Annotated in this window: 21 protein-coding genes; 13 read left to right on the top strand and 8 right to left on the bottom strand. The window is 72.1% G+C overall.

Annotation, left to right across the window (positions count from 1 at the left end; all coding sequences use genetic code 11):
• Positions 1–48: 48 nt before the first annotated feature.
• Both ACIBO8_RS08800 and ACIBO8_RS08805 read right to left on the bottom strand, forming a co-directional pair.
• Positions 49–708: a response regulator gene (locus ACIBO8_RS08800; protein WP_396114518.1), complete on the bottom strand. Its 660-nt coding sequence runs from the start codon at positions 706–708 to the stop codon at positions 49–51.
• Entirely contained in the window at positions 705–1,925 is a 1,221-nt protein-coding gene (locus ACIBO8_RS08805; RefSeq protein ID WP_396114519.1) for a sensor histidine kinase, read from the bottom strand. Before ACIBO8_RS08805 ends, ACIBO8_RS08800 begins: the two co-directional genes overlap by 4 nt.
• A 163-nt stretch (positions 1,926–2,088) precedes the next feature.
• Between ACIBO8_RS08805 and fabG the strand changes: the two genes are divergently transcribed.
• The 7 genes from fabG to ACIBO8_RS08840 all read left to right on the top strand — a co-directional run bounded on the left by fabG (position 2,089) and on the right by ACIBO8_RS08840 (position 8,401).
• On the top strand, positions 2,089–2,793 hold the full coding sequence (gene fabG / locus ACIBO8_RS08810) for a 3-oxoacyl-ACP reductase FabG (RefSeq protein WP_396114520.1): 705 nt from the start codon (positions 2,089–2,091) through the stop codon (positions 2,791–2,793).
• 21 nt (positions 2,794–2,814) lie between these two features.
• Positions 2,815–3,582: an enoyl-ACP reductase FabI gene (gene fabI, locus ACIBO8_RS08815; RefSeq protein ID WP_396114521.1), complete on the top strand. Its 768-nt coding sequence runs from the start codon at positions 2,815–2,817 to the stop codon at positions 3,580–3,582.
• 89 nt (positions 3,583–3,671) lie between these two features.
• The gene (locus ACIBO8_RS08820) at positions 3,672–4,226 is read left to right on the top strand and encodes a PadR family transcriptional regulator (RefSeq protein ID WP_396114522.1); all 555 of its coding nucleotides are present in this window, start codon (positions 3,672–3,674) and stop codon (positions 4,224–4,226) included.
• A 14-nt stretch (positions 4,227–4,240) separates the two neighbouring features.
• Positions 4,241–5,953 (top strand): acyl-CoA dehydrogenase family protein, encoded by a 1,713-nt coding sequence (locus tag ACIBO8_RS08825; protein ID WP_396114523.1) that lies wholly within the window; start codon positions 4,241–4,243, stop codon positions 5,951–5,953.
• A gap of 32 nt (positions 5,954–5,985) precedes the next feature.
• Positions 5,986–7,014, top strand: coding sequence for a ferrochelatase (locus tag ACIBO8_RS08830; RefSeq protein ID WP_396114524.1), 1,029 nt, complete (start codon positions 5,986–5,988; stop codon positions 7,012–7,014).
• Positions 7,011–7,790: an HAD-IIA family hydrolase gene (locus ACIBO8_RS08835; RefSeq protein WP_396114525.1), complete on the top strand. Its 780-nt coding sequence runs from the start codon at positions 7,011–7,013 to the stop codon at positions 7,788–7,790. Before ACIBO8_RS08830 ends, ACIBO8_RS08835 begins: the two co-directional genes overlap by 4 nt.
• Before the next feature lie 11 nt (positions 7,791–7,801).
• A complete protein-coding gene (locus ACIBO8_RS08840; RefSeq protein WP_396114761.1) occupies positions 7,802–8,401 on the top strand; it encodes an SAM-dependent methyltransferase in 600 nt (199 codons plus the stop codon).
• On the opposite strand, the gene ACIBO8_RS08845 is transcribed toward ACIBO8_RS08840, so the two are convergent.
• Complete coding sequence (locus tag ACIBO8_RS08845) at positions 8,398–9,051, bottom strand: hypothetical protein (protein WP_396114526.1); 654 nt, start codon at positions 9,049–9,051, stop codon at positions 8,398–8,400. The two genes, ACIBO8_RS08840 and ACIBO8_RS08845, sit on opposite strands and share 4 nt — an antisense overlap.
• On the opposite strand from ACIBO8_RS08845, the gene ACIBO8_RS08850 reads away from it, so the two are divergent.
• Positions 9,050–10,576 (top strand): PP2C family protein-serine/threonine phosphatase, encoded by a 1,527-nt coding sequence (locus ACIBO8_RS08850; RefSeq protein WP_396114527.1) that lies wholly within the window; start codon positions 9,050–9,052, stop codon positions 10,574–10,576. The two genes, ACIBO8_RS08845 and ACIBO8_RS08850, sit on opposite strands and share 2 nt — an antisense overlap.
• Positions 10,577–10,585: 9 nt before the next feature.
• On the opposite strand, the gene ACIBO8_RS08855 is transcribed toward ACIBO8_RS08850, so the two are convergent.
• Together ACIBO8_RS08855 and ACIBO8_RS08860 are read right to left on the bottom strand one after the other, a co-directional pair.
• Entirely contained in the window at positions 10,586–10,969 is a 384-nt protein-coding gene (locus tag ACIBO8_RS08855; protein ID WP_396114528.1) for an ATP-binding protein, read from the bottom strand.
• A complete protein-coding gene (locus tag ACIBO8_RS08860; protein ID WP_396114529.1) occupies positions 10,962–11,291 on the bottom strand; it encodes an STAS domain-containing protein in 330 nt (109 codons plus the stop codon). Before ACIBO8_RS08860 ends, ACIBO8_RS08855 begins: the two co-directional genes overlap by 8 nt.
• A gap of 160 nt (positions 11,292–11,451) precedes the next feature.
• Here ACIBO8_RS08860 and ACIBO8_RS08865 point away from each other — a divergent pair, with 160 nt between their 5' ends.
• The 3 genes from ACIBO8_RS08865 (at position 11,452) to ACIBO8_RS08875 (ending at position 13,945) form a co-directional block, all read left to right on the top strand.
• The gene (locus tag ACIBO8_RS08865; protein WP_396114530.1) at positions 11,452–12,192 is read left to right on the top strand and encodes an alpha/beta fold hydrolase; all 741 of its coding nucleotides are present in this window, start codon (positions 11,452–11,454) and stop codon (positions 12,190–12,192) included.
• An 85-nt stretch (positions 12,193–12,277) separates the two neighbouring features.
• On the top strand, positions 12,278–12,694 hold the full coding sequence (locus ACIBO8_RS08870; protein ID WP_396114531.1) for a MarR family winged helix-turn-helix transcriptional regulator: 417 nt from the start codon (positions 12,278–12,280) through the stop codon (positions 12,692–12,694).
• Between the two features lie 63 nt (positions 12,695–12,757).
• Positions 12,758–13,945 (top strand): methyl-accepting chemotaxis protein, encoded by a 1,188-nt coding sequence (locus ACIBO8_RS08875; RefSeq protein ID WP_396114532.1) that lies wholly within the window; start codon positions 12,758–12,760, stop codon positions 13,943–13,945.
• 3 nt (positions 13,946–13,948) lie between these two features.
• Here the strand turns inward: ACIBO8_RS08875 and ACIBO8_RS08880 are convergent, their stop codons facing one another.
• Together ACIBO8_RS08880 and ACIBO8_RS08885 are read right to left on the bottom strand one after the other, a co-directional pair.
• A complete protein-coding gene (locus tag ACIBO8_RS08880; RefSeq protein ID WP_396114533.1) occupies positions 13,949–14,452 on the bottom strand; it encodes an NUDIX domain-containing protein in 504 nt (167 codons plus the stop codon).
• Positions 14,445–15,227 carry a hypothetical protein gene (locus ACIBO8_RS08885; RefSeq protein ID WP_396114534.1) on the bottom strand — a complete coding sequence of 261 codons (783 nt, stop codon included), beginning with the start codon at positions 15,225–15,227 and terminating at the stop codon, positions 14,445–14,447. The genes ACIBO8_RS08880 and ACIBO8_RS08885 overlap by 8 nt, the downstream gene beginning before the upstream one ends.
• 88 nt (positions 15,228–15,315) lie before the next feature.
• Here ACIBO8_RS08885 and ACIBO8_RS08890 point away from each other — a divergent pair, with 88 nt between their 5' ends.
• Positions 15,316–16,125, top strand: a complete 810-nt coding sequence (locus ACIBO8_RS08890; RefSeq protein ID WP_396114535.1) for a DUF3097 domain-containing protein — start codon at positions 15,316–15,318, stop codon at positions 16,123–16,125.
• Here the strand turns inward: ACIBO8_RS08890 and ACIBO8_RS08895 are convergent.
• Complete coding sequence (locus tag ACIBO8_RS08895) at positions 16,122–17,435, bottom strand: serine hydrolase domain-containing protein (protein WP_396114536.1); 1,314 nt, start codon at positions 17,433–17,435, stop codon at positions 16,122–16,124. The genes ACIBO8_RS08890 and ACIBO8_RS08895 overlap by 4 nt on opposite strands.
• 116 nt (positions 17,436–17,551) lie before the next feature.
• Between ACIBO8_RS08895 and ACIBO8_RS08900 the strand changes: the two genes are divergently transcribed.
• Positions 17,552–18,001 carry an NfeD family protein gene (locus ACIBO8_RS08900; protein ID WP_396114537.1) on the top strand — a complete coding sequence of 150 codons (450 nt, stop codon included), beginning with the start codon at positions 17,552–17,554 and terminating at the stop codon, positions 17,999–18,001.
• Positions 18,002–18,004 lie beyond the last annotated feature (3 nt).

Below are 18,004 nucleotides of genomic sequence, written 5' to 3' on the forward strand. Positions count from 1 at the left end.
GGGCATCTCGTCACCCTGCGGTGCTCATTGCGGGGTGCTACCGCGGGGCTATTCGCCGGCGGCGACCAGGCCCGACTCGTACGCGAGGACGACCGCCTGCGCCCGGTCCCGCAGCCCGAGCTTCGCCAGGATGCGTCCCACGTGCGTCTTCACCGTCTGCTCGGCGACCACCAGATCCGCCGCGATCTCCTGATTGGACCGCCCGCGCGCGATGAGGCGCAGCACCTCCGTCTCCCGGGGCGTGAGGGCGTTCAGGGCGGTGGGCCGCGGCCGCTGCGAGCGGGGGCGGGCGGCGAACTCGGCGATGAGCCGCCGGGTCACCGACGGTGCGAGCAGGCCGTCGCCGGCGGCCACCACCCGCACCGCCTGGACCAGGTCGGCGGCGGGCGCATCCTTGAGCAGGAAGCCGCTGGCGCCCGCGCGCAGCGCCTCGTAGACGTAGTCGTCCAGGTCGAAGGTGGTCAGGATCAGCACCCGGGGACCGGCGCCGGGGGAGGCGGCCAGCTGCCGGGTGGCCTCCAGACCGTCCATCACCGGCATCCGGACGTCCATCAGGACCACGTCCGGGTCGAGCCGCCGGGCCTGCGTGACCGCGGCGGCGCCGTCCGCGGCGTCCCCCACCACGAGCAGGTCCGGCTGGGCGGCGAGCAGCGCGCCGAAGCCCTGCCGGACCATGGCCTGGTCGTCGGCGATCAGTACCCGGATCATGCGTCCTCCGATGCGAGCGGCAGCCGCGCCGCCACGAGATATCCGCCGCCGGGCTGCGCTTCGGCGTGCAGCGTGCCACCCAGCAGGACCGCCCGTTCGCGCATCCCCACCAGCCCGTGGCCACCCTCGCCCGTGCGCCGTTCCGCCGGCCCGGCCGAGCCCGGCCCGTTGCGGACCTCGACCCGCAGCGCGAAGCCGTCGGCGCGGACCGAGACGTGCACCGGGCCGCCGGGCGCGTGCCGGGCCGCGTTGGCGAGCGCTTCCTGCACGATCCGGTACGCCGCCAGCCCGACCGCGTCCGGCACGTCCGCCGGCAGCCGCCCGCCGCCGTCGAGGGTGACGACGAGCCCCGCGCGGGAGGCGGTGCTGACCAGCGTCGCGACGTCGGCCAGCCCTGGCTGCGGTTCGCGGGGGCTCTGCTCGGCGTCCGAGCGCAGCACGCCGAGCAGCCGCCGCATGTCGGTGAGGGCGGCCCGCGCCGCGCTCGCGATCGACGCGAACTCCTCCTGCGCCGGTGTCGGCAGGCCGCTCACCCGGTAGGGCACCGTCTCGGCCTGCACGGCGATCATGGACATGTGGTGGGCGACCACGTCGTGCATCTCCCGGGCGATCCGGGTCCGCTCCTCGAGCACCGCCCGCCGCTCGTGCTCGACCCGGGTCAGCTGGGCCTGCTCGGCGAGCTCGTCGCGGGACCGCCGTCGCCGCGACACCAGGTCGCCCGCGAGCGCGATGGCGATCAGCAGCGTCGCGGAACCCCAGGCGTTGGCCGGCGGCGAGAACAGGAACACCGGCAGGACGGTGAGCGCGGTCGCCCAGCCGATCACCCCCGACAGCTCCCGGAAGACCAGCGCCGTGAAGACCACGAGGGTGGCCAGGATCTGCACCGTGCTCCACGGCCACGCGTCGGTTCCGAGGCGCCCTCCGAGCACACCGAGAAACATCATCGGGTACGCGAACCGCCAGGCGATCAACGGCCGGCCGGCGGCGGTCAGCGCCACGGGCAGCAGGGTGGCGAACGTGAGCAGCGCGGCGATCAGCTCCGGCAGGTGCCGGCTGCCCACCAGGTCCGCGACGTTCACGAGACCCAGTCCGAAGAGTGCCACCAGGCCGAGCGGTGCACCGTACAAGCGGATCCTGCGCCGCCGTGGCGACCCGGCCGGCGGGCGCCGACGGTCCGGACCGGTGAGCAGCCGGCGCAGCGGACCGAGCATCTCCATGCGAGGCAGGCTACGAGCCGCGCGCATCCCCGGTCGTGCCGCCACGGACCGGTCTTGTACCCCCTACCCAGGTATGACGCCCGGACCGGGTTCCGCCTACCAGGTGGTAACGCCTAGTCTGCGATCGGTCCGTTTCATGTAACCGAAGAGAAGGAGCAGCGCCTTGGCCCGCACCGTGTTGGTGACCGGAGGTAACCGCGGGATCGGCCTGGCGATCGCGCGGGCGTTCGCCGAGCAAGGCGACCGGGTGGCCGTCACGCACCGGGGCAGCGGCGCCCCCGAGGGACTGTTCGGCGTGAAGTGCGACATCACCGACGGCGAGGCCGTCGACGCCGCCTTCACCACCATCGAGAAGGAGCTCGGCCCGGTGGAGGTGCTCGTCGCCAACGCGGGCATCACCGACGACACGCTGCTGATGCGAATGTCCGAGGAGCAGTTCACCCGGGTGCTCGACACCAACCTCACGGGCGCATTCCGCTGCGCCAAGCGGGCGAGCACCAAGATGCTGCGGGCCCGCTGGGGCCGGATCATCTTCATCTCCTCGGTGGTGGGCCTCTATGGCGGCCCGGGCCAGGTGAACTACGCGGCGAGCAAGGCCGGTCTGGTGGGCATGGCCCGCTCGATCACGCGGGAGCTCGGCAGCCGTAACATCACGGCGAACGTGATCGCGCCCGGCTTCATCGACACCGAGATGACCGACGTGCTGACCGACGCCCGCCGCGAGGAGATCCTCAAGGCGATCCCGGCCGGCCGGCTCGCGGCTCCCGAGGAGGTGGCCCGGGCGGTGACGTTCCTGGCCGGGGACGGGGCGGCGTACATCTCGGGTGCGGTCGTGCCGGTCGACGGCGGCCTCGGCATGGGTCACTGACCCCCGACATCAGGAGAGAGCGTGTCTGGACTGCTGGCCGGTAAGCGGCTGCTCATCACCGGCATCATCACCGACGCGTCGATCGCGTTCTCGGTGGCGAAACTGGCCCAGGAGAACGGCGCGACCGTCGTGCTGACCGGGTACGGCCGCCTGTCGCTGGTCGAGCGGATCGCCAAGCGGCTGCCCGAGCCGGCACCGGTGATCGAGCTCGACGTCACGAACGCGGAGCAGCTCGCGGGCATCGCCGACAAGGTGCGCGAGCACGTCGACGGCCTCGACGGCGTGGTGCACTCGATCGGGTTCGCGCCGCAGAGCTGCCTCGGCGGGGGCTTCCTCGACGCGCCGTGGGAGGACGTGGCGACGGCGGTGCAGGTGTCGACGTACTCGTACAAGTCCCTGGCGACCGCCTGCCTGCCGCTGATGGGCGCGGGCGGCAGCATCGTCGGCCTGACGTTCGACGCCACCAAGGCCTGGCCGGTGTACGACTGGATGGGCGTGGCGAAGGCGGGCCTCGAGTCGGCTTCCCGCTACCTCGCGCTGCACCTCGGTAAGCAGGGCATCCGCAGCAACCTGGTGTCGGCGGGGCCGCTGCGCACGATGGCGGCCAAGTCGATCCCGGGCTTCGAGCAGTTCGAGACGGCCTGGGCGGAGCGGGCGCCGCTGGGCTGGGACCTGGTCGACCAGGAGCCGGCCGCGCGCGCGGTATGCGCCCTGCTCTCCGACTGGTTCCCCGCCACCACGGGCGAGATCGTCCACGTGGACGGCGGTTACCACGCCCTCGGCGCATAGCTTCACCTGAGAAGGGCCGGCGGATTCGTCCACCGGCCTTTTTCGTGCGCTCGCTTGCTATGCAACTAGTTGCATAGCATGATGCTCGCGTGGCGTTGGAGCATGCGATTCTGGTCTCGCTGCTGGAGCAGCCGGGGTCCGGATATGAGCTGGCCCGGCGCTTCGAGCGGTCCATCGGCCGGTTCTGGACGGCGACCCACCAGCAGATCTACCGCGTCCTGCGGCGCATGGAGGATGACGGCTGGGTCACCGCCGAGGAGGTCGGCCAGGGCGGGCGCCCCGACAAGCGGTCGCACTCCGTGACCGACGCCGGTCGCGAGATCCTGACCACCTGGCTGCGCGACCCGGTGCAACCCGAAGCGGTCCGGCACGAGCTGGCTGTCAAGGTTCGCGGCGCAGCCTTCGCCGACGCCGCGGGGCGCACCGCGCTGGTGGCCGAGGTCGAGCGCTACCGCAAGACCCACGAGGACACCCTGGCCCGCTACCTCGCCGGGGAGCGCCGCGACTTCCCCGAGCCCGAAGCCCTCGACGACGGGCAACGGCTGCAACACGTGGTGCTGCGCGGCGGCATCGCGTACGAGCGGATGGTCCTGGCCTGGCTCGACGACGTCCTCGACACGCTGCGCGGCCTCGGCCGCGACTGACGAAGGAGACGGCAATGCTGCTGCTCAACCCGCACACGTACGACCCGGAGCACCTCGACCCCGAGTCGCGCCGGCTGCTGCGCGCCACGATCGACTTCTTCGAGACTCGCGGCAAGAAGGCGCTGATCGACAGCTACGTCGCCCGGGAGTGGTACGCCGACTTCCTCGAGTTCGCCGCCAAGGAGGGCCTCTTCGCGACCTTCCTGACCCCGGCCGCCGACGGGGAAGGCGACCCGGCCAAGCGCTGGGACACCGCCCGTAACGCCGCGCTCAGCGAGATCCTCGGCTTCTACGGCCTCGGTTACTGGTACACGTGGCAGGTGACCGTCCTGGGCCTGGGTCCGGTCTGGCAGAGCGCCAACCAGGCGGTCCGCGAGCACACGGCCCAGCTCCTCGCCGACGGCCACGTCATGGCGTTCGGCCTGTCCGAGCGCAGCCACGGCGCCGACATCTACGCCACCGACATGGTGCTCACCCCGGACGGCTCGGGCGGGTTCCGGGCGAACGGCACCAAGTACTACATCGGCAACGGCAATGTGGCCGGTCTCGTCTCGGTCTTCGGCCGGCGCGCCGACGTCGAGGGCCCGGACGGCTACGTCTTCTTCGCCGCGGACAGCCGCCACCCCGCGTACCACCTGGTCCGCAACGTCGTGAACGCGCAGATGTACGTCAGCGAGTTCCGGCTCGAGGACTACCCGGTCCGCGAGCAGGACCTGCTGCACACCGGAAAGGCGGCCTTCGACGCGGCGCTCAACACCGTCAACGTCGGCAAGTTCAACCTGTGCACCGCCGCCATCGGCATCTGCGAGCACGCCATGTACGAGGCGGTCACCCACGCCCACCGGCGGATGCTCTACGGCAAGCCGGTCACCGACTTCGCGCACGTCCGCCGCGAGCTCACCGACGCGTACGCCCGGCTCGTCGCGATGAAGCTGTTCAGCGACCGGGCCGTCGACTACTTCCGCTCCGCCGGCCCCGACGATCGCCGGTACCTGCTCTTCAACCCGATGACCAAGATGAAGGTCACCACCGAGGGCGAGAAGGTCATCGACCTGATGTGGGACGTCATCGCGGCGAAGGGCTTCGAGACGGACACGTACTTCGACAAGGCGGCCAAGGACATCCGCGGCCTGCCCAAGCTCGAGGGCACCGTGCACGTCAACCTGGCGCTGATCCTCAAGTTCATGCCGAACTACCTGTTCCGGCCGGCGGAGTTCGCGCCCGTACCCACCCGCCACGACGCCGCCGACGACGAGTTCCTGTTCCGCCAGGGCCCGGCGCGCGGCCTCGGCGCGATCCGGTTCCACGACTGGCGGACGGCGTACGACGCGCACGCCGACCTGGCCAACGTCGCGCGGTTCCGGGAGCAGGCCGACGGCCTCTGCGCGCTGCTGCGCGACCACGCCCCGGACGAGAGCCAGCAGAGCGACCTCGACTTCCTGCTCTCGCTCGGTCAGCTGTTCGCGCTCGTCGTCTACGGCCACCTGATCCTGGAGCAGGCCGAGCTCACCGGGCTGGACCGGCAGCTGCTCGACGAGATCTTCGCGGTGCTCGTCCAGGACTTCTCCGGGTACGCGACCGAGCTGCACGGCAAGGCGGCGACCACCGACGAGCAGGCGGCCTGGGCGCTGGCCCACGTACGCCGCCCGGTGCTGGACCCGGCGCGGACCGCCGCGGTCTGGGCGCAGGTCGTGGCCCTCTGCGGGGCGTACGAGATGCACCCGTAGGGCGCAACGGGTGGCCGGGTAGATTCGGCCCGGTGGGTTATGACGCGTTTCTGCTGCTGTCCTTCGGCGGTCCGGAGCATTCCGACGACGTGATGCCCTTCCTGCGCAACGTGACGCGCGGGCGGGGCATCCCGGAGGAGCGGCTGGCCGAGGTCGCCGAGCACTACTACCACTTCGGCGGCGTGTCGCCGATCAACCAGCAGTGCCGTGAGCTGCTCGCCGCGGTGCAGGCCGACTTCGCCGCCAACGGGGTGGGGCTGCCGGCGTACTGGGGGAACCGGAACTGGCAGCCCATGCTGGCCGACACCGTGGCGCAGATGCGTGACGACGGCGTCACGTCCGCCCTGGGGTTCGCGACCAGCGCCTACGGCGGCTACTCGTCCTGCCGGCAGTACTGGGAAGACATCGCGCAGGCGCGGGCGAAGGTCGGCCCCGGCGCCCCGGCGATCACCAAGCTGCGGCAGTTCCACGACCATCCCGGCTTCGTACGGCCGCACGCGGACGCGGTCCGGGCGGCGCTCTCGACGCTGGATGCCGGGCGGCGCACGACCACGCGGATCGTCTTCACCGCGCATTCCATCCCGGTGTCGATGGCGGCCACCGCCGGACCGACCGGCGGCCGTTACGAGGCGCAGCTGCAGGAGACCGCCGCGCTGGTGCACGCCGCGGCCGCGCCCGAGCTGCCCTGGGACCTGGTCTGGCAGAGCCGCTCGGGGCCCCCGCAGGTGCCGTGGCTGGAGCCGGACGTCAACGACCACCTCACGGCGCTGGCCGAGAAGGGCGTCACCGACGTGGTGGTGAGCCCGATCGGCTTCGTCTCCGACCACCTCGAGGTCCTCTGGGACCTCGACAACGAGGCCCGCGACACCGCCGCCGGCCTCGGCCTCGGGTACGCCCGCGCCGCCACCCCCGGCACCGATCCCCGCTTCGTCACCATGATCCGGGAGCTGGTGCAGGAGCGGACCGGCGGAGAGCAGCGCGAACGGCTCGGTACGCTCCCCGTCTGGGACGTGTGCCCCGCCGACTGCTGCCCGGCACCGCAGAGACGAGGAATCCGATGACCGAGCGCAAGCCCGTCGAGAGCTGGCTCACCGACATGGACGGGGTCCTCGTCCACGAGGGGGTGCCGGTTCCGGGGGCGCCCGAGTTCGTCAACCGGATGAAGACGTCGGGCAAGCCGTTCCTCATCCTGACCAACAATTCCATCTACACGCCGCGCGACCTGCAGGCCCGGCTCGCTCGGATGGGCTTCGACGTGCCCGAGCAGTCCATCTGGACGGCGGCGCTGGCGACCGCGCAGTTCCTCGCCGACCAGCGACCGGGCGGCACCGCGTACGTGATCGGCGAGGCCGGCCTGACCACCGCGATGCACGCGGCGGGCTACGTCCTCACCGAGTTCTCGCCCGACTACGTCGTGCTGGGGGAGACCCGCACCTACAGCTTCGAGGCGATCACGAAGGCGGTCCGTCTGATCAACGACGGGGCCCGGTTCATCTGCACCAATCCGGACGCGACCGGACCGTCCAACGAGGGCGCGCTGCCGGCGGCGGGTTCGGTGGCGGCGATGATCTCGAAGGCGACCGGCGTGGAGCCGTACTTCGTGGGCAAGCCGAACCCGATGATGATGCGCTCGGCGCTGAACGTCATCGGCGGGCACAGCGAGAGCACCGCCATGATCGGCGACCGGATGGACACCGACGTGCTGTGCGGGCTGGAGGCCGGGCTGGAGACGATCCTCGTGCTGACCGGCATCAGCACCCGCGAGGAGAGCGAGCGCTACCCGTACCGGCCGTCGCGCATCGTGGACAGCGTGGCCGACCTCATCGGAGAGATCTGATCGTGACCAGGATGCAGGGCGACGCCGAGGCGCCGCGCGCGACCGTGTCGGACGAGCATTTCCTCGGCATGTACCTGGCCAAGGACGACCCGTGGGACGTCGCGACGAAGTGGCACGACCAGCGCAAGTACGCGGTCACGATGGCGAGCCTGCCACGCCCCCGCTACCGCAGCTGCTACGAGCCGGGCGCCTCGATCGGCCTGCTGACCCGGATGCTCGCGCCGCGCTGCGACTCGCTCCTCGCGGTCGACTGCGTGACCTCGGCCGTTGACCAGGCCCGGGAGGCGGTGCGCGACTTCCCGCACGTACGCGTCGAGCGGGCCATGCTGCCGGCCGAGCTGCCCGACGCGACCTTCGACCTCGTCGTCATCGGCGACCTGCTCTACTACCTCTCCGCCGAGGACCTGAACACCCTGCTCGACGGCCTGGTGGCGCGGCTGGAGCCCGAGGGGGACATCGTCGCCGTTCACTTCCGCGACCGTCAGAACGGCGGCAACTACGACGGCTTCAACGTGCATGCCGCCCTCGCCGCGCGTCCCGGCCTCGACCGGATCGTGCACCACGAGGACGAGTGGTTCCTGCTCGACGTCCTGCGCCGGCTGCCCGCCTAGGTGTCGTAGACGCCGCTGTCCCAGGGCGCCGCGAAGGCCATGTAGTCGCCCGGCTCGACCGTCACCCACCAGAGGTCGTCGTCCGCGTCGGGTTCGTGGACGATCAGCCCGAAGGTGTTGCCGTATCGGTGCACCTCGAAGGGCTCTACGACGATCCGGTCATAGGTCACCTCGCCGAGCTTGCGTACCTGTTTCTTCGCGTCGGCGTCGGTGAGCACCTGGTACAGGTCGTCGCCGCCTTCGGTCGGCTCGATCTCCGCTTCGAGGAACCGGCCGTCGGCGGTGAACAGATACGTCGCCACGAAGGTCCGTCCCTCCTCGCCGGACTCGAACGGCGTGGTCACGAAGAACTGGCGGCCGTCGGCGGTGTGCCCGACGTAGCGGGCGCCGAAGTCGTCGTGATCGATCGCCAGGCGCTCCGGGCGTCCGTCTCCGGAGCTCGCCGCGGGCAGCGTGCTCTCCCACCGCGAGCTGACGGTGCAGCCGCCGAGCAGAGCGGCGAGGGTGACCAGCGCTGCGGCGGAGCGGATCGGCGACCAGGTGATCATGGTCGCCGACTGTAGGTGGCGGAACCGCTCCGGCGCCTTGGCCGTTCGGGTGAGCTTCGCGCCGGGGACGGTGGCCCCGGCCTGCCGATAGGCTGCGCGCATGGCAGAGGGAGGAATCCCGGGGGAGCCGCCCGTCGCGCTCGTGCAGGAGATCCTCTCCGCGATCCCCTCCGGGTGCACGTGGCTCCTGCCGGTGACCGGCGACACCGGCGAGGTCGTGGACTTCACCGTCGCGGCGACCAGCGACCGGGTGCAGGACGTCCAGCGCCGGGGCGCCCGCCGCCGCCATGCCCGGCTCAGCGAGCTGTACCCCAGCATGGTGGGTGGTCCGCTCTGGTCGCTCTACCACCAGGTGGTCGCCGACGGGGTCCCGGGCGAGCTGGCCGACTTCGACTACGAGGACCACGGCGCCGGCGTCGTCGCGCACTCGCGGTTCGTCGTCACGGTGCACCGGGTGCTCGGCGGCCTGCTGGTGTGGTGGCAGCGGTCGGACGAGCACGAGCGCCGGCTGGAACGTACCGAACAGCTCGGCAGTCTCGGCTGGGCCGAGACCGACCTCGTCACCGGCCGCAACGAGTGGTCACCGGGCATGTACCGGATCTTCGAGCGCGATCCCGCGCTCGGGCCGTTGCCGCGGGCGGCACAGGGCGCCGCCATGCTGGCCGAGGACCGGGGGATCGCGGAGACCGCGTGGCAGACCCTGGACACCGGCGCGGCCTCCGACGTCACCGTGCGCTTCCGCATCGGTACGGGGATCAAGCACCTGCGCATCCTGTCCGAGGCCGCGCGCGACGCCGACGGGGCAGCGGTGAAGATCTATGCCGTCGTGCAGGACGTCACCGCCCGTGAGGACTCCCGCTCGGCGATCGAGCGGCTCGCCGACCAGCTGCGCACCCGCGAGACCACCGCCCTGGCCGAGCACCGCCTTGCCGGCCAGCTCCAGCACCTGATCCAGCCCGTGCCCGTCGAACCGGTGCGGCTGCCCGGCCTGGAGGCGAGGGTGGGTTACCTGCCCGCCGAGAAGGCGGTACGCGTCGGCGGAGACTGGTACCACGCGCAGGCGTTGCCCGACGGTCAGGCGCTGCTGGCCGTGGGTGACGTCGCGGGGCACGGGCTCGAGGCCGCCAGCGGCATGGCCCACCTCCGGTTCGCCCTCGTGGCGTGGTTGTCGATCGGCATCCACGACCCCGGCACGCTGCTCGCACACATGAACAGGCTGTGCGTGGAACTCGGCATCACCGCCACGGCGGTGGTAGGCCGGCACGACCCGGCGACCGGGACGCTGACGTGGGCCCGCGCCGGGCACATGCCGCCGCTGCTGTCCCGCGCGGGCACCTCCACCGAGCTGCCGAAGCCGCCGGGTCTGCTGCTCGGCGCCGAAGCGCAGGCGCGCTACCCGATGGTCTGCGCGCGGCTCGAACGCGACGACCTGGTCCTGCTCTACACCGACGGGCTGGTGGAGCGGAAGACGGTCGGCGCCGAGGACATGCTCGAGCAGGTCAAGACAACCCTGGCGGACGCCTCCGCGCGCCCCGGCGAGGACGCGCTGGCCCGGCTGCAGGGGCTGCTGCGCTCCCCGAACCCGGACGACGACACGTGCCTGCTCGCCGTACGCGTGCTGCCCTGAGCCGACCGGTCAGAGCCGCAGCCGGATGCGGACGCGGGTGCCCTCCGCGACCGCGGAGGTCTCCACCTCGTCGCAGACCCGTTCGACGATGGCCAGACCCCGGCCACCCACCGCGTCCGCGGCGGGCATGCTGCGTCCGAGCTGCCGCAGCGGCCCCTGGTCGACGACGTCGCAGACGAGTTGGCCCGGCTGCGCGAACACCCGCACCACGCCGCCGCCGCCGGTGTGCTGCAACGTGTTGGTCGCCAACTCGCTGACCGCGAGGACCAGCAGCTCGATCCGGCGGCCGGGCAGCCCCATCGCCGCGGCCCGGGCCGCGACGAACGCGCGGACGTCGGCCAGGTCGCCGGGCGCATGATAGCCGAGCGAGTCGGTGCCGTCGTGGTCAATCACGGGTGGTGTCCTCGGTGCGGGAGCCGAGCAGCCGGTCCACTCCGGTGAGTTCCAGCACGGCGGCGACCGCCCCGGAAGCGTTGACCAGCTCCACCCGCCGGCCCGAGCGTTGCGCGGCGTGGTGCGCCGTGACGAGGCCGTGGATGCCGCTGGAGTCGATGAACGTCAGCCCGGCCAGGTCGACGACGACCAGCTCGGCGCTGTCGACCGCGGCACCCAGCACGGCGATCAGCTGGTCGCGGCCCTCCAGGTCGCATTCCCCCGTCAACGCCACGATCAGTCGGCCCGCCCGGGTCGACGTCGCCGCCTGGAAGTGCCCCATGGCCCGGTAGCACCCTTCGCTCGGCAACGGAGATTCGCACATCATGCCATCGAACGCGGCCGGATGACGGACCGGATCGAACGATCCCGTACGGCTGAAGGGCGGGACCCGGGCCGGCTCGCCGCTGTCCAACGGGCCGCGCCCCGGAAATAATGCGGGCATGGTGACGACGGTGGGTCGTGGGCCCCGCAAAGTTCTGGCGTTGCACGGTTGGTTCGGCTCGTCGCGGGGCTGGGGGCAGCTGCCGCAGCTCATCGACGGCGAACGATTCACCTGGGCGTTCCCGGATCATCGCGGCTACGGCGACCGCCGGGACGTCCCGGGCGACCACAGCATCGCGGAGATGAGCCGCGACGCCCTGGAGGTGGCCGACGGCCTCGGGTGGGACCGGTTCGCCGTGGTCGGTCACTCGATGGGCGGCAGCGTGGCGCAGCACCTCCTCGTCGACGCCCCCGACCGCATCACCCATCTCGTCGGCATCAGCCCGGTTCCGGCCGGCGGCGTGCCGTTCGACGAGCAGGGCTGGGCACTGTTCGACGGGGCGGCGCGCGATCCCGCCAACCGCAAGGCGATCATCGACCTGACCACGGGCAACCGGCTGTCGTCGTACTGGCTCGACACGATGGTGCGCCGGAGTCTCGAGGACTCCACGGTGGAGGCGTTCGCCGCTTGTCTGCCGGCGTGGGCGCGTACCGATTTCTCCGCGTCCGTGAAGGGCAACCCGGTGCCGGCGCTGGCGATCGTGGGTGAGCACGATCCGGCGCTCGGCGCCGCGACGATGCGGGGAACCTGGATGACGACCTATCCGAACGCCCGCCTCGAGGTGCTCGCCGAAGCCGGGCACTACGCGATGGACGAGACCCCGGTCCGCCTGGCCACGCTCCTGGAGCAATTCCTCTGACCTGGTTTGCCGCGGCTGTTTCTGGCCACCCCATTTCCGTGCGGCGGACGTCGCCGCGCGGCCGAGGACGGGACGGGATCTGTCGATGGGTCGTACGGCGCCTGAGGTCGCACTGCTGGTGAAGCGGCTGCAGCACAGCCACCATCGTGCGCTCACCGCGGCCCTGGCCGATCTCGGCGTCTCGCTCGTGCAGTGGGACACGCTGCGGCACCTCGACCGGCACCCCGGGGCCTCCCTGCACGAGCTCGCCCGGCTGACCTTCCAGACCGACCAGGCGCTGGGCTCGCTGGCGGCCCGCATGGTCGACCGCGGCATGCTCGAGCGCGTACCGGGGCCCGGGCGGATCGTGCGGCACCGGCTCACCGAGCTGGGGGAGCGGCTGCGCCATGAAGGGCAGGGCCGCGCGGACCGGGTGTACGCGGAGACGTTCGCGCCGCTGGACCAGACCCGGCTCGACCAGCTCGGCGATCTGCTGGAGGCGCTGGTCGCCGCCCGGGTCTGAGCGCCGGAGCCGCGAAAGTGGCGTGCGTCTCAACTCAGACGTTTACCGGCCGAACAGTCAGGCATGGTGAAGCTCCTGGAGCGGCTGCCCGTCAAGGCCCGCACCTCCCTCGCGCTGCTTTCCTTCATCGGCGGACTGATCGGTCTCGGGCTGCTCACCCGCTCGGTCGCCGGGTCGGTGGCGGAGACGCTGCCCGCCGGTTCCGCCGGCCGCGAAGACCTGGAGCGGCTGGCGAGCGTCGCGACGTGGCTGCCGCTGATCCTGGCGCCGCTGGGCTTCATCATGCAGATGTCGACGTGGTTCAGCATCGTCAAGGTGCTGCGCATCGACGCCGGAGTGATCAAGACCGCCGCCGGCGGCGACCTCAGCCCCCGGATGCCGGTGGTCGGCAAGGACGAGCTCGGGCAGATGGCCCTGGCGTACAACGCGATGATGGACCGCTTCCAGGACACGGTGAACGGCATCCGCCGCGCCGTCGAGGAGGTCAACACCTCCGCGGGCGCCCTCCAGCAGGTCAGCACCACCATGACGAAGGCCGCCGACGCCGCCGCCGGGGAGCTGGAGACCGTGGCGCTCTCGGCGCGCCGGACCAGCGACGAGGTCGGGGCGATCGCCGACGGCACGCACCAGATGCGGGCGGCGATCGAGGAGATCAGCACCAACACCTCGGACGTCACCCGCATGACCGACGAGGCGGTGACCGGCGTCGCCCTCGCCACCGGCAACGTCACCCGGCTGCGGGACTCCAGCCAGGAGATCAACGACGTGCTGCGGACGATCAACGCGATCGCCGCGCAGACCAACCTGCTCGCCCTCAACGCCACCATCGAGGCCGCCCGGGCCGGCGAGGCGGGCCGCGGCTTCGCCATCGTCGCGGGTGAGGTCAAGGAGCTGGCGCAGGCCACCGCGCAGGCCACCGAGGAGATCGCCCGCCGCATCGAGGGCATCCAGCACGACACCGGCGAGGCGGTCGAGGCGGTCAGCGGCTTCTCCACCATCATCGGCGCCATCGCCGAGCACCAGGTCACCATCGCCGCCGCGGTCGAGGAGCAGTCCGCGACGACCGGGACCATGGTGCACGGCGCGAGCCTGGTCAGCAGCGGAAGCGAGCAGATCAGCCAGGCGATCGGCGCGGTCAGCACGGCGGCCGGCGAGGTCCGCGGCGCGGCCGAGGAGACCTACCGCGCGGTCGAGGGGCTGACCGGCACGGCGGCGCGCCTGCACGACCTGGCGGAGGTCTTCCGCTCGTAGGTCCTACAGCCCGGCGGCCACCTGGGCGAACCAGCGGCCGGCGACCCGGGTGTGCAGCTCGAAGCCGAGCTCTTGCGGCTCCCGCAGCACCAGCCGCTCCCGCGTCTCACCGGTCGCGGGGGCCTCGGGGAGATCGGCGGCCGTGGCCACGGCCGGGAAGAGGCCGAAGATCAGCAGCGTGCCGTCGGGGGCGCTGAGCGCGTCGAACAGGCGTACGGAATCCGGGTCGGACCGCAGCCCGGCCTCCTCCCACAGCTCCCGGGCCGCGGCCTGCTCCCATGTCTCGCCGAACTCGATGAAGCCGCCCGGCAGGGCGAGCCGATCCTCCGCCGGCGGGATTCCGCGCCGGATCACCAGCAGGCCGCCACCGACCGGCTGCAACGCCACGGCGACCGGCGCCGGGTTCCGGTAGCTGGTCTCGCCGCAGGCCCCGCAACGCCGCGGCCACGGCTGGCCCGGGATGAAGCGGGCACCGCAGAACGTGCAGTGCGCGAACCGGTCAGCCATGCAACGGGGAGTTGCAGGCCGCGACGAGCGCCTGACGGCAGGCCGTGGTGAGCGGGCGCAGTGCCGCATCGCGCTGCTGCGCCTCGTACGTGTTGACCGCCCCGCCGGGAGCGCTGTGCTCGGCGAGCGCCAGCACCTGGTCGAGGATGCTGGCGCGGGCGAACAGCCGCCGCGACCGCGGGTCGAACCCGGGCGGCAGCGTCGCCGTGCTCTCGGGGCGGCGCAGCGCCTGCAGCGCCCCGGCCAGCTCCGGCCGCCACTGGGCGACGTCGAGGCGGGTGAGCTGGGTGGTCGCCTCGGCCAGCGCCTGCGTGAGCTGCGCCTCGGCCTCCGCCGATCCCATCTGGAACACCGGCCTGTACTCGGCGACCGGGTAGAAGCGCCACAGCACCGTCTCGAACGAGACGCCCGAGCCCGACGTGTGCCGGCGCACCTCGGGGACGATCCCGAACGTGGGCGTCACCAGCGCCTCGCCGGCCACCAGCGCGGCGCCGGTGAGGTCGCCGGGGCCGGGCAGGCCGCGCGGGTCGCCGGGAACCGGCAGAACCAGGCGGATCTCGTCGGGGTGCAGCTTGGCGAACGCGGGCAGCGCCTGTCCCAGTGGCACGTCCGTCCAGGTGCCGGGGGCATCGGCGACGAGGTGCTCCTCGTCGCCGGCGATCTCGTCGGCCAGCTCGTCGAACGGGACGAGACCGGCGCGCCAGGCGCGTACCCACGCGACGAGCCGGGTGGACCGGCGCGCAGTGAGGGTCGCCGCATCTGCTGCGGGGGACATGCGAGCAAGGGTACGTGCCCCGCGCCGACGTTGTCTCGGCCGGAGCGTCGCAGCCGGCGTGTCCGCGCGGACGGGTTACGGTGCGGACATGTATGGGGAGGACGTACTCGCGGGCAATTGGCGGCGCCGAAAGGTGATACCCGAGGTGGACGCCGAGCCGGGCCTGGTGGTCGAGGACGCGGAGGCCGGCTTCTGCGGCGCCGTGGTCGGCTTCGAGTACGGCGCCGTGGTGCTCGAGGACCGCCACGGCCGCCGCCGCAACTTCCCGCTGGAGCCCGCGGCGTTCCTCCTCGACGGCCAGGTCGTGACCCTGCGCAAGCCGGCGGCCGCCGGCCCGGCCGCGCCGAAGCAGAAGCGCACCGCCTCCGGGTCCGTCGCCGTCCAGGGCGTACGCGCCCAGGTGGCCAAGGCCAGCCGGATCTGGGTCGAGGGCATCCACGACGCCGCCCTCGTCGAGCGCATCTGGGGCGACGACCTGCGCATCGAGGGCGTGGTGGTGGAGCCGCTCGACGGCATCGACGACCTGGCCGGGGCCATCCGCGACTTCCGCCCCGCCCGGAATCGGCGCGTCGGCGTCCTGGTGGACCACCTCGTGCCGGGATCCAAGGAGAGCCGCATCGTCGCCGCGGTCAAGGACCCCGACGTGCTGGTCACCGGCCACCCGTACGTCGACGTGTGGCAGGCGGTGAAGCCGGAGCGCGTCGGGCTGCGCGAGTGGCCCGTGATCCCGCCCGGCCGGCCCTGGAAGGAGGGCGTCTGCCGGGCCGTGGGCATCGCGGAGCCCGCCGACATGTGGCGCCGCATCCTGGGCAGCGTGAACAGCTACAAGGACGTCGAGACGCCCCTGATCAACGCCATGGAACGCCTCATCGACTTCGTGACGGAGCCCGCCGATTAGGCCAGGTGGTGGGGGTCGCGGCTGAAGACGAAGGTCGCGATGTCCAGCTTCTCGACCGAGCCGTCGGCCGCGCGCAGGACGGCCAGCACCTCGCCGGCGTTGGCCCCCGCCGTGCCGCGCCAGCGGTCCGGGGCCTCCCGGGCGAAGCGCCACGGCGCGCGGGCGGCGAATCCGGTCGGCGCCATCACCAGCTCTTCGCCCTCGGCGGTCACCTCGAACTCGCCGCCCATCCACCACCAGCGCCCGCACAGCTCAGCGGCCTCGCCCTCGGGGGCCGGCGCCGGGCGCCACGGCTGCGGCGGTGCCGGCTCGGCGTCCAGGACCGCGGTCAGCGCCTCGAGGGCCACCGCGCGGATGCTGGTGCCGCGCAGGCCGTACGAGTTGGCGAACGCGACCACGCCGGTCCGGCTGGGGCGGTGGACCAGCAGCTGGGAGACGTAGCCGGGCATCGAGCCGCCGTGACCCACGTACACGCGTTCGCCGACCCGGTTGAGCTCCGGGCCGAGACCGTGCCCGGCCGTCCAGGTCTCGTCCTGCATCACCACGGGCGTGCACATCTCGTCGACGGTCTCCCGGCTCAGCACCGTGGGCGCCGGATCGGCGAGGAACGCGGCCCATTTCGCCATATCGGTCACGGTCGACCACAGCTGCCCGGCCGGGGCCATCGCGCCCGAGTCCGGCCGGGGCTCCTCGTGCAGGCTGCCGTCGAGGGAGTGGACGACGTATCCGCGGGCGAACGGCTCCACGGGGGAGTAGGTGGTCCGCTTCATCCCGAGCGGGTCGAGCACGCGCTTGCCGACGAGATCCGCCCACGACTCACCGGTGACCCGCTGCAGAACGGCCCCCAGCAGCCCGTACGCGAGATTGGAGTAGTGATAGGTCCGGAACGGCGGGCCGGCGATCTTGTCGAACGCGAGGTCGGTCAGCAGCCGGTCCACGCTGACGCCGGCGGTGCGCTCCCACCAGGGGCCGTCCGGTTCGCGCTGCAGGCCCGAGACGTGACCGAGCAGCTGGCGCAGCGTGATGCCGCCGACCGGTGTGCCCGGGAGATGCCGGTACAGCAGGTCGTCCAGGGCGAAGAAGCCCTCGTCCCGTAGCTGCATGACCATCGTCGCGGTCAGCGTCTTGGTGATCGAGCCGAGCCGGTACTGCGTCTTCGGGTCCGGCGGCGGGGTCTCCCCGGCGCCGGTGAAGTGCAGCAGCGAGCGGTCGCGGACCACCGCCAGCGCCAAGGACGGCGCCCGGCCCGCGGACTGCGCGCGGGCGGTGATCTCGGTGACACGTCGGCCGGTTTCCGGCAGCAGGGACACGGTGAGCCTTCCTGATGGGGAGTCATGAGTACAACTGCGGCACGCGGATATGGCTACGCGGGAACAGCAGCCGCCGCGATGTCGCTGCGCGTGCGCGAACGTGTCACGATCTGGGTGTGGAAGCTGTTCTCTGGTTGGTACTCGCCATCGCCCTCGCGATCGCGGAGGCCTTCACCGCGACCTTCCTCATCATCTTCTTCGCCGTCGGCGCCCTCGCGGCGGCCGGCGCGGCGGCGCTCGGCGCCCCCTTGCTGCTGCAGGCCGTCGTCTTCGCCATCGTCTCGGGCCTCTCCGTCGGCGCGCTCCGCCCCATCATCATGCGCCACCAGCGGCCGGCCGCTGAGACGGGCGAGACCGCGTTCGGCATCGAAGCGATCGAGGGTTCCCAGGCGACGGTGCTCGAGGAGGTCGACGCCGACCACGGCCTCGTGAAGATCGACGGTGAGCTCTGGAGCGCGCGCTCGTTCGACGGTGCCGAAAAGTATCTGCCGGGCGAACGCGTCCGGGTCATCAAGGTCAGAGGCGCCACTGCCATCGTGTGGCGCGACGACATGCCCACCATCTAGAGA

The organism is Actinoplanes sp. NPDC049681, assembly GCF_044465265.1.
In the GTDB taxonomy this organism is placed as follows: Bacteria; Actinomycetota; Actinomycetes; order Mycobacteriales; family Micromonosporaceae; genus Actinoplanes.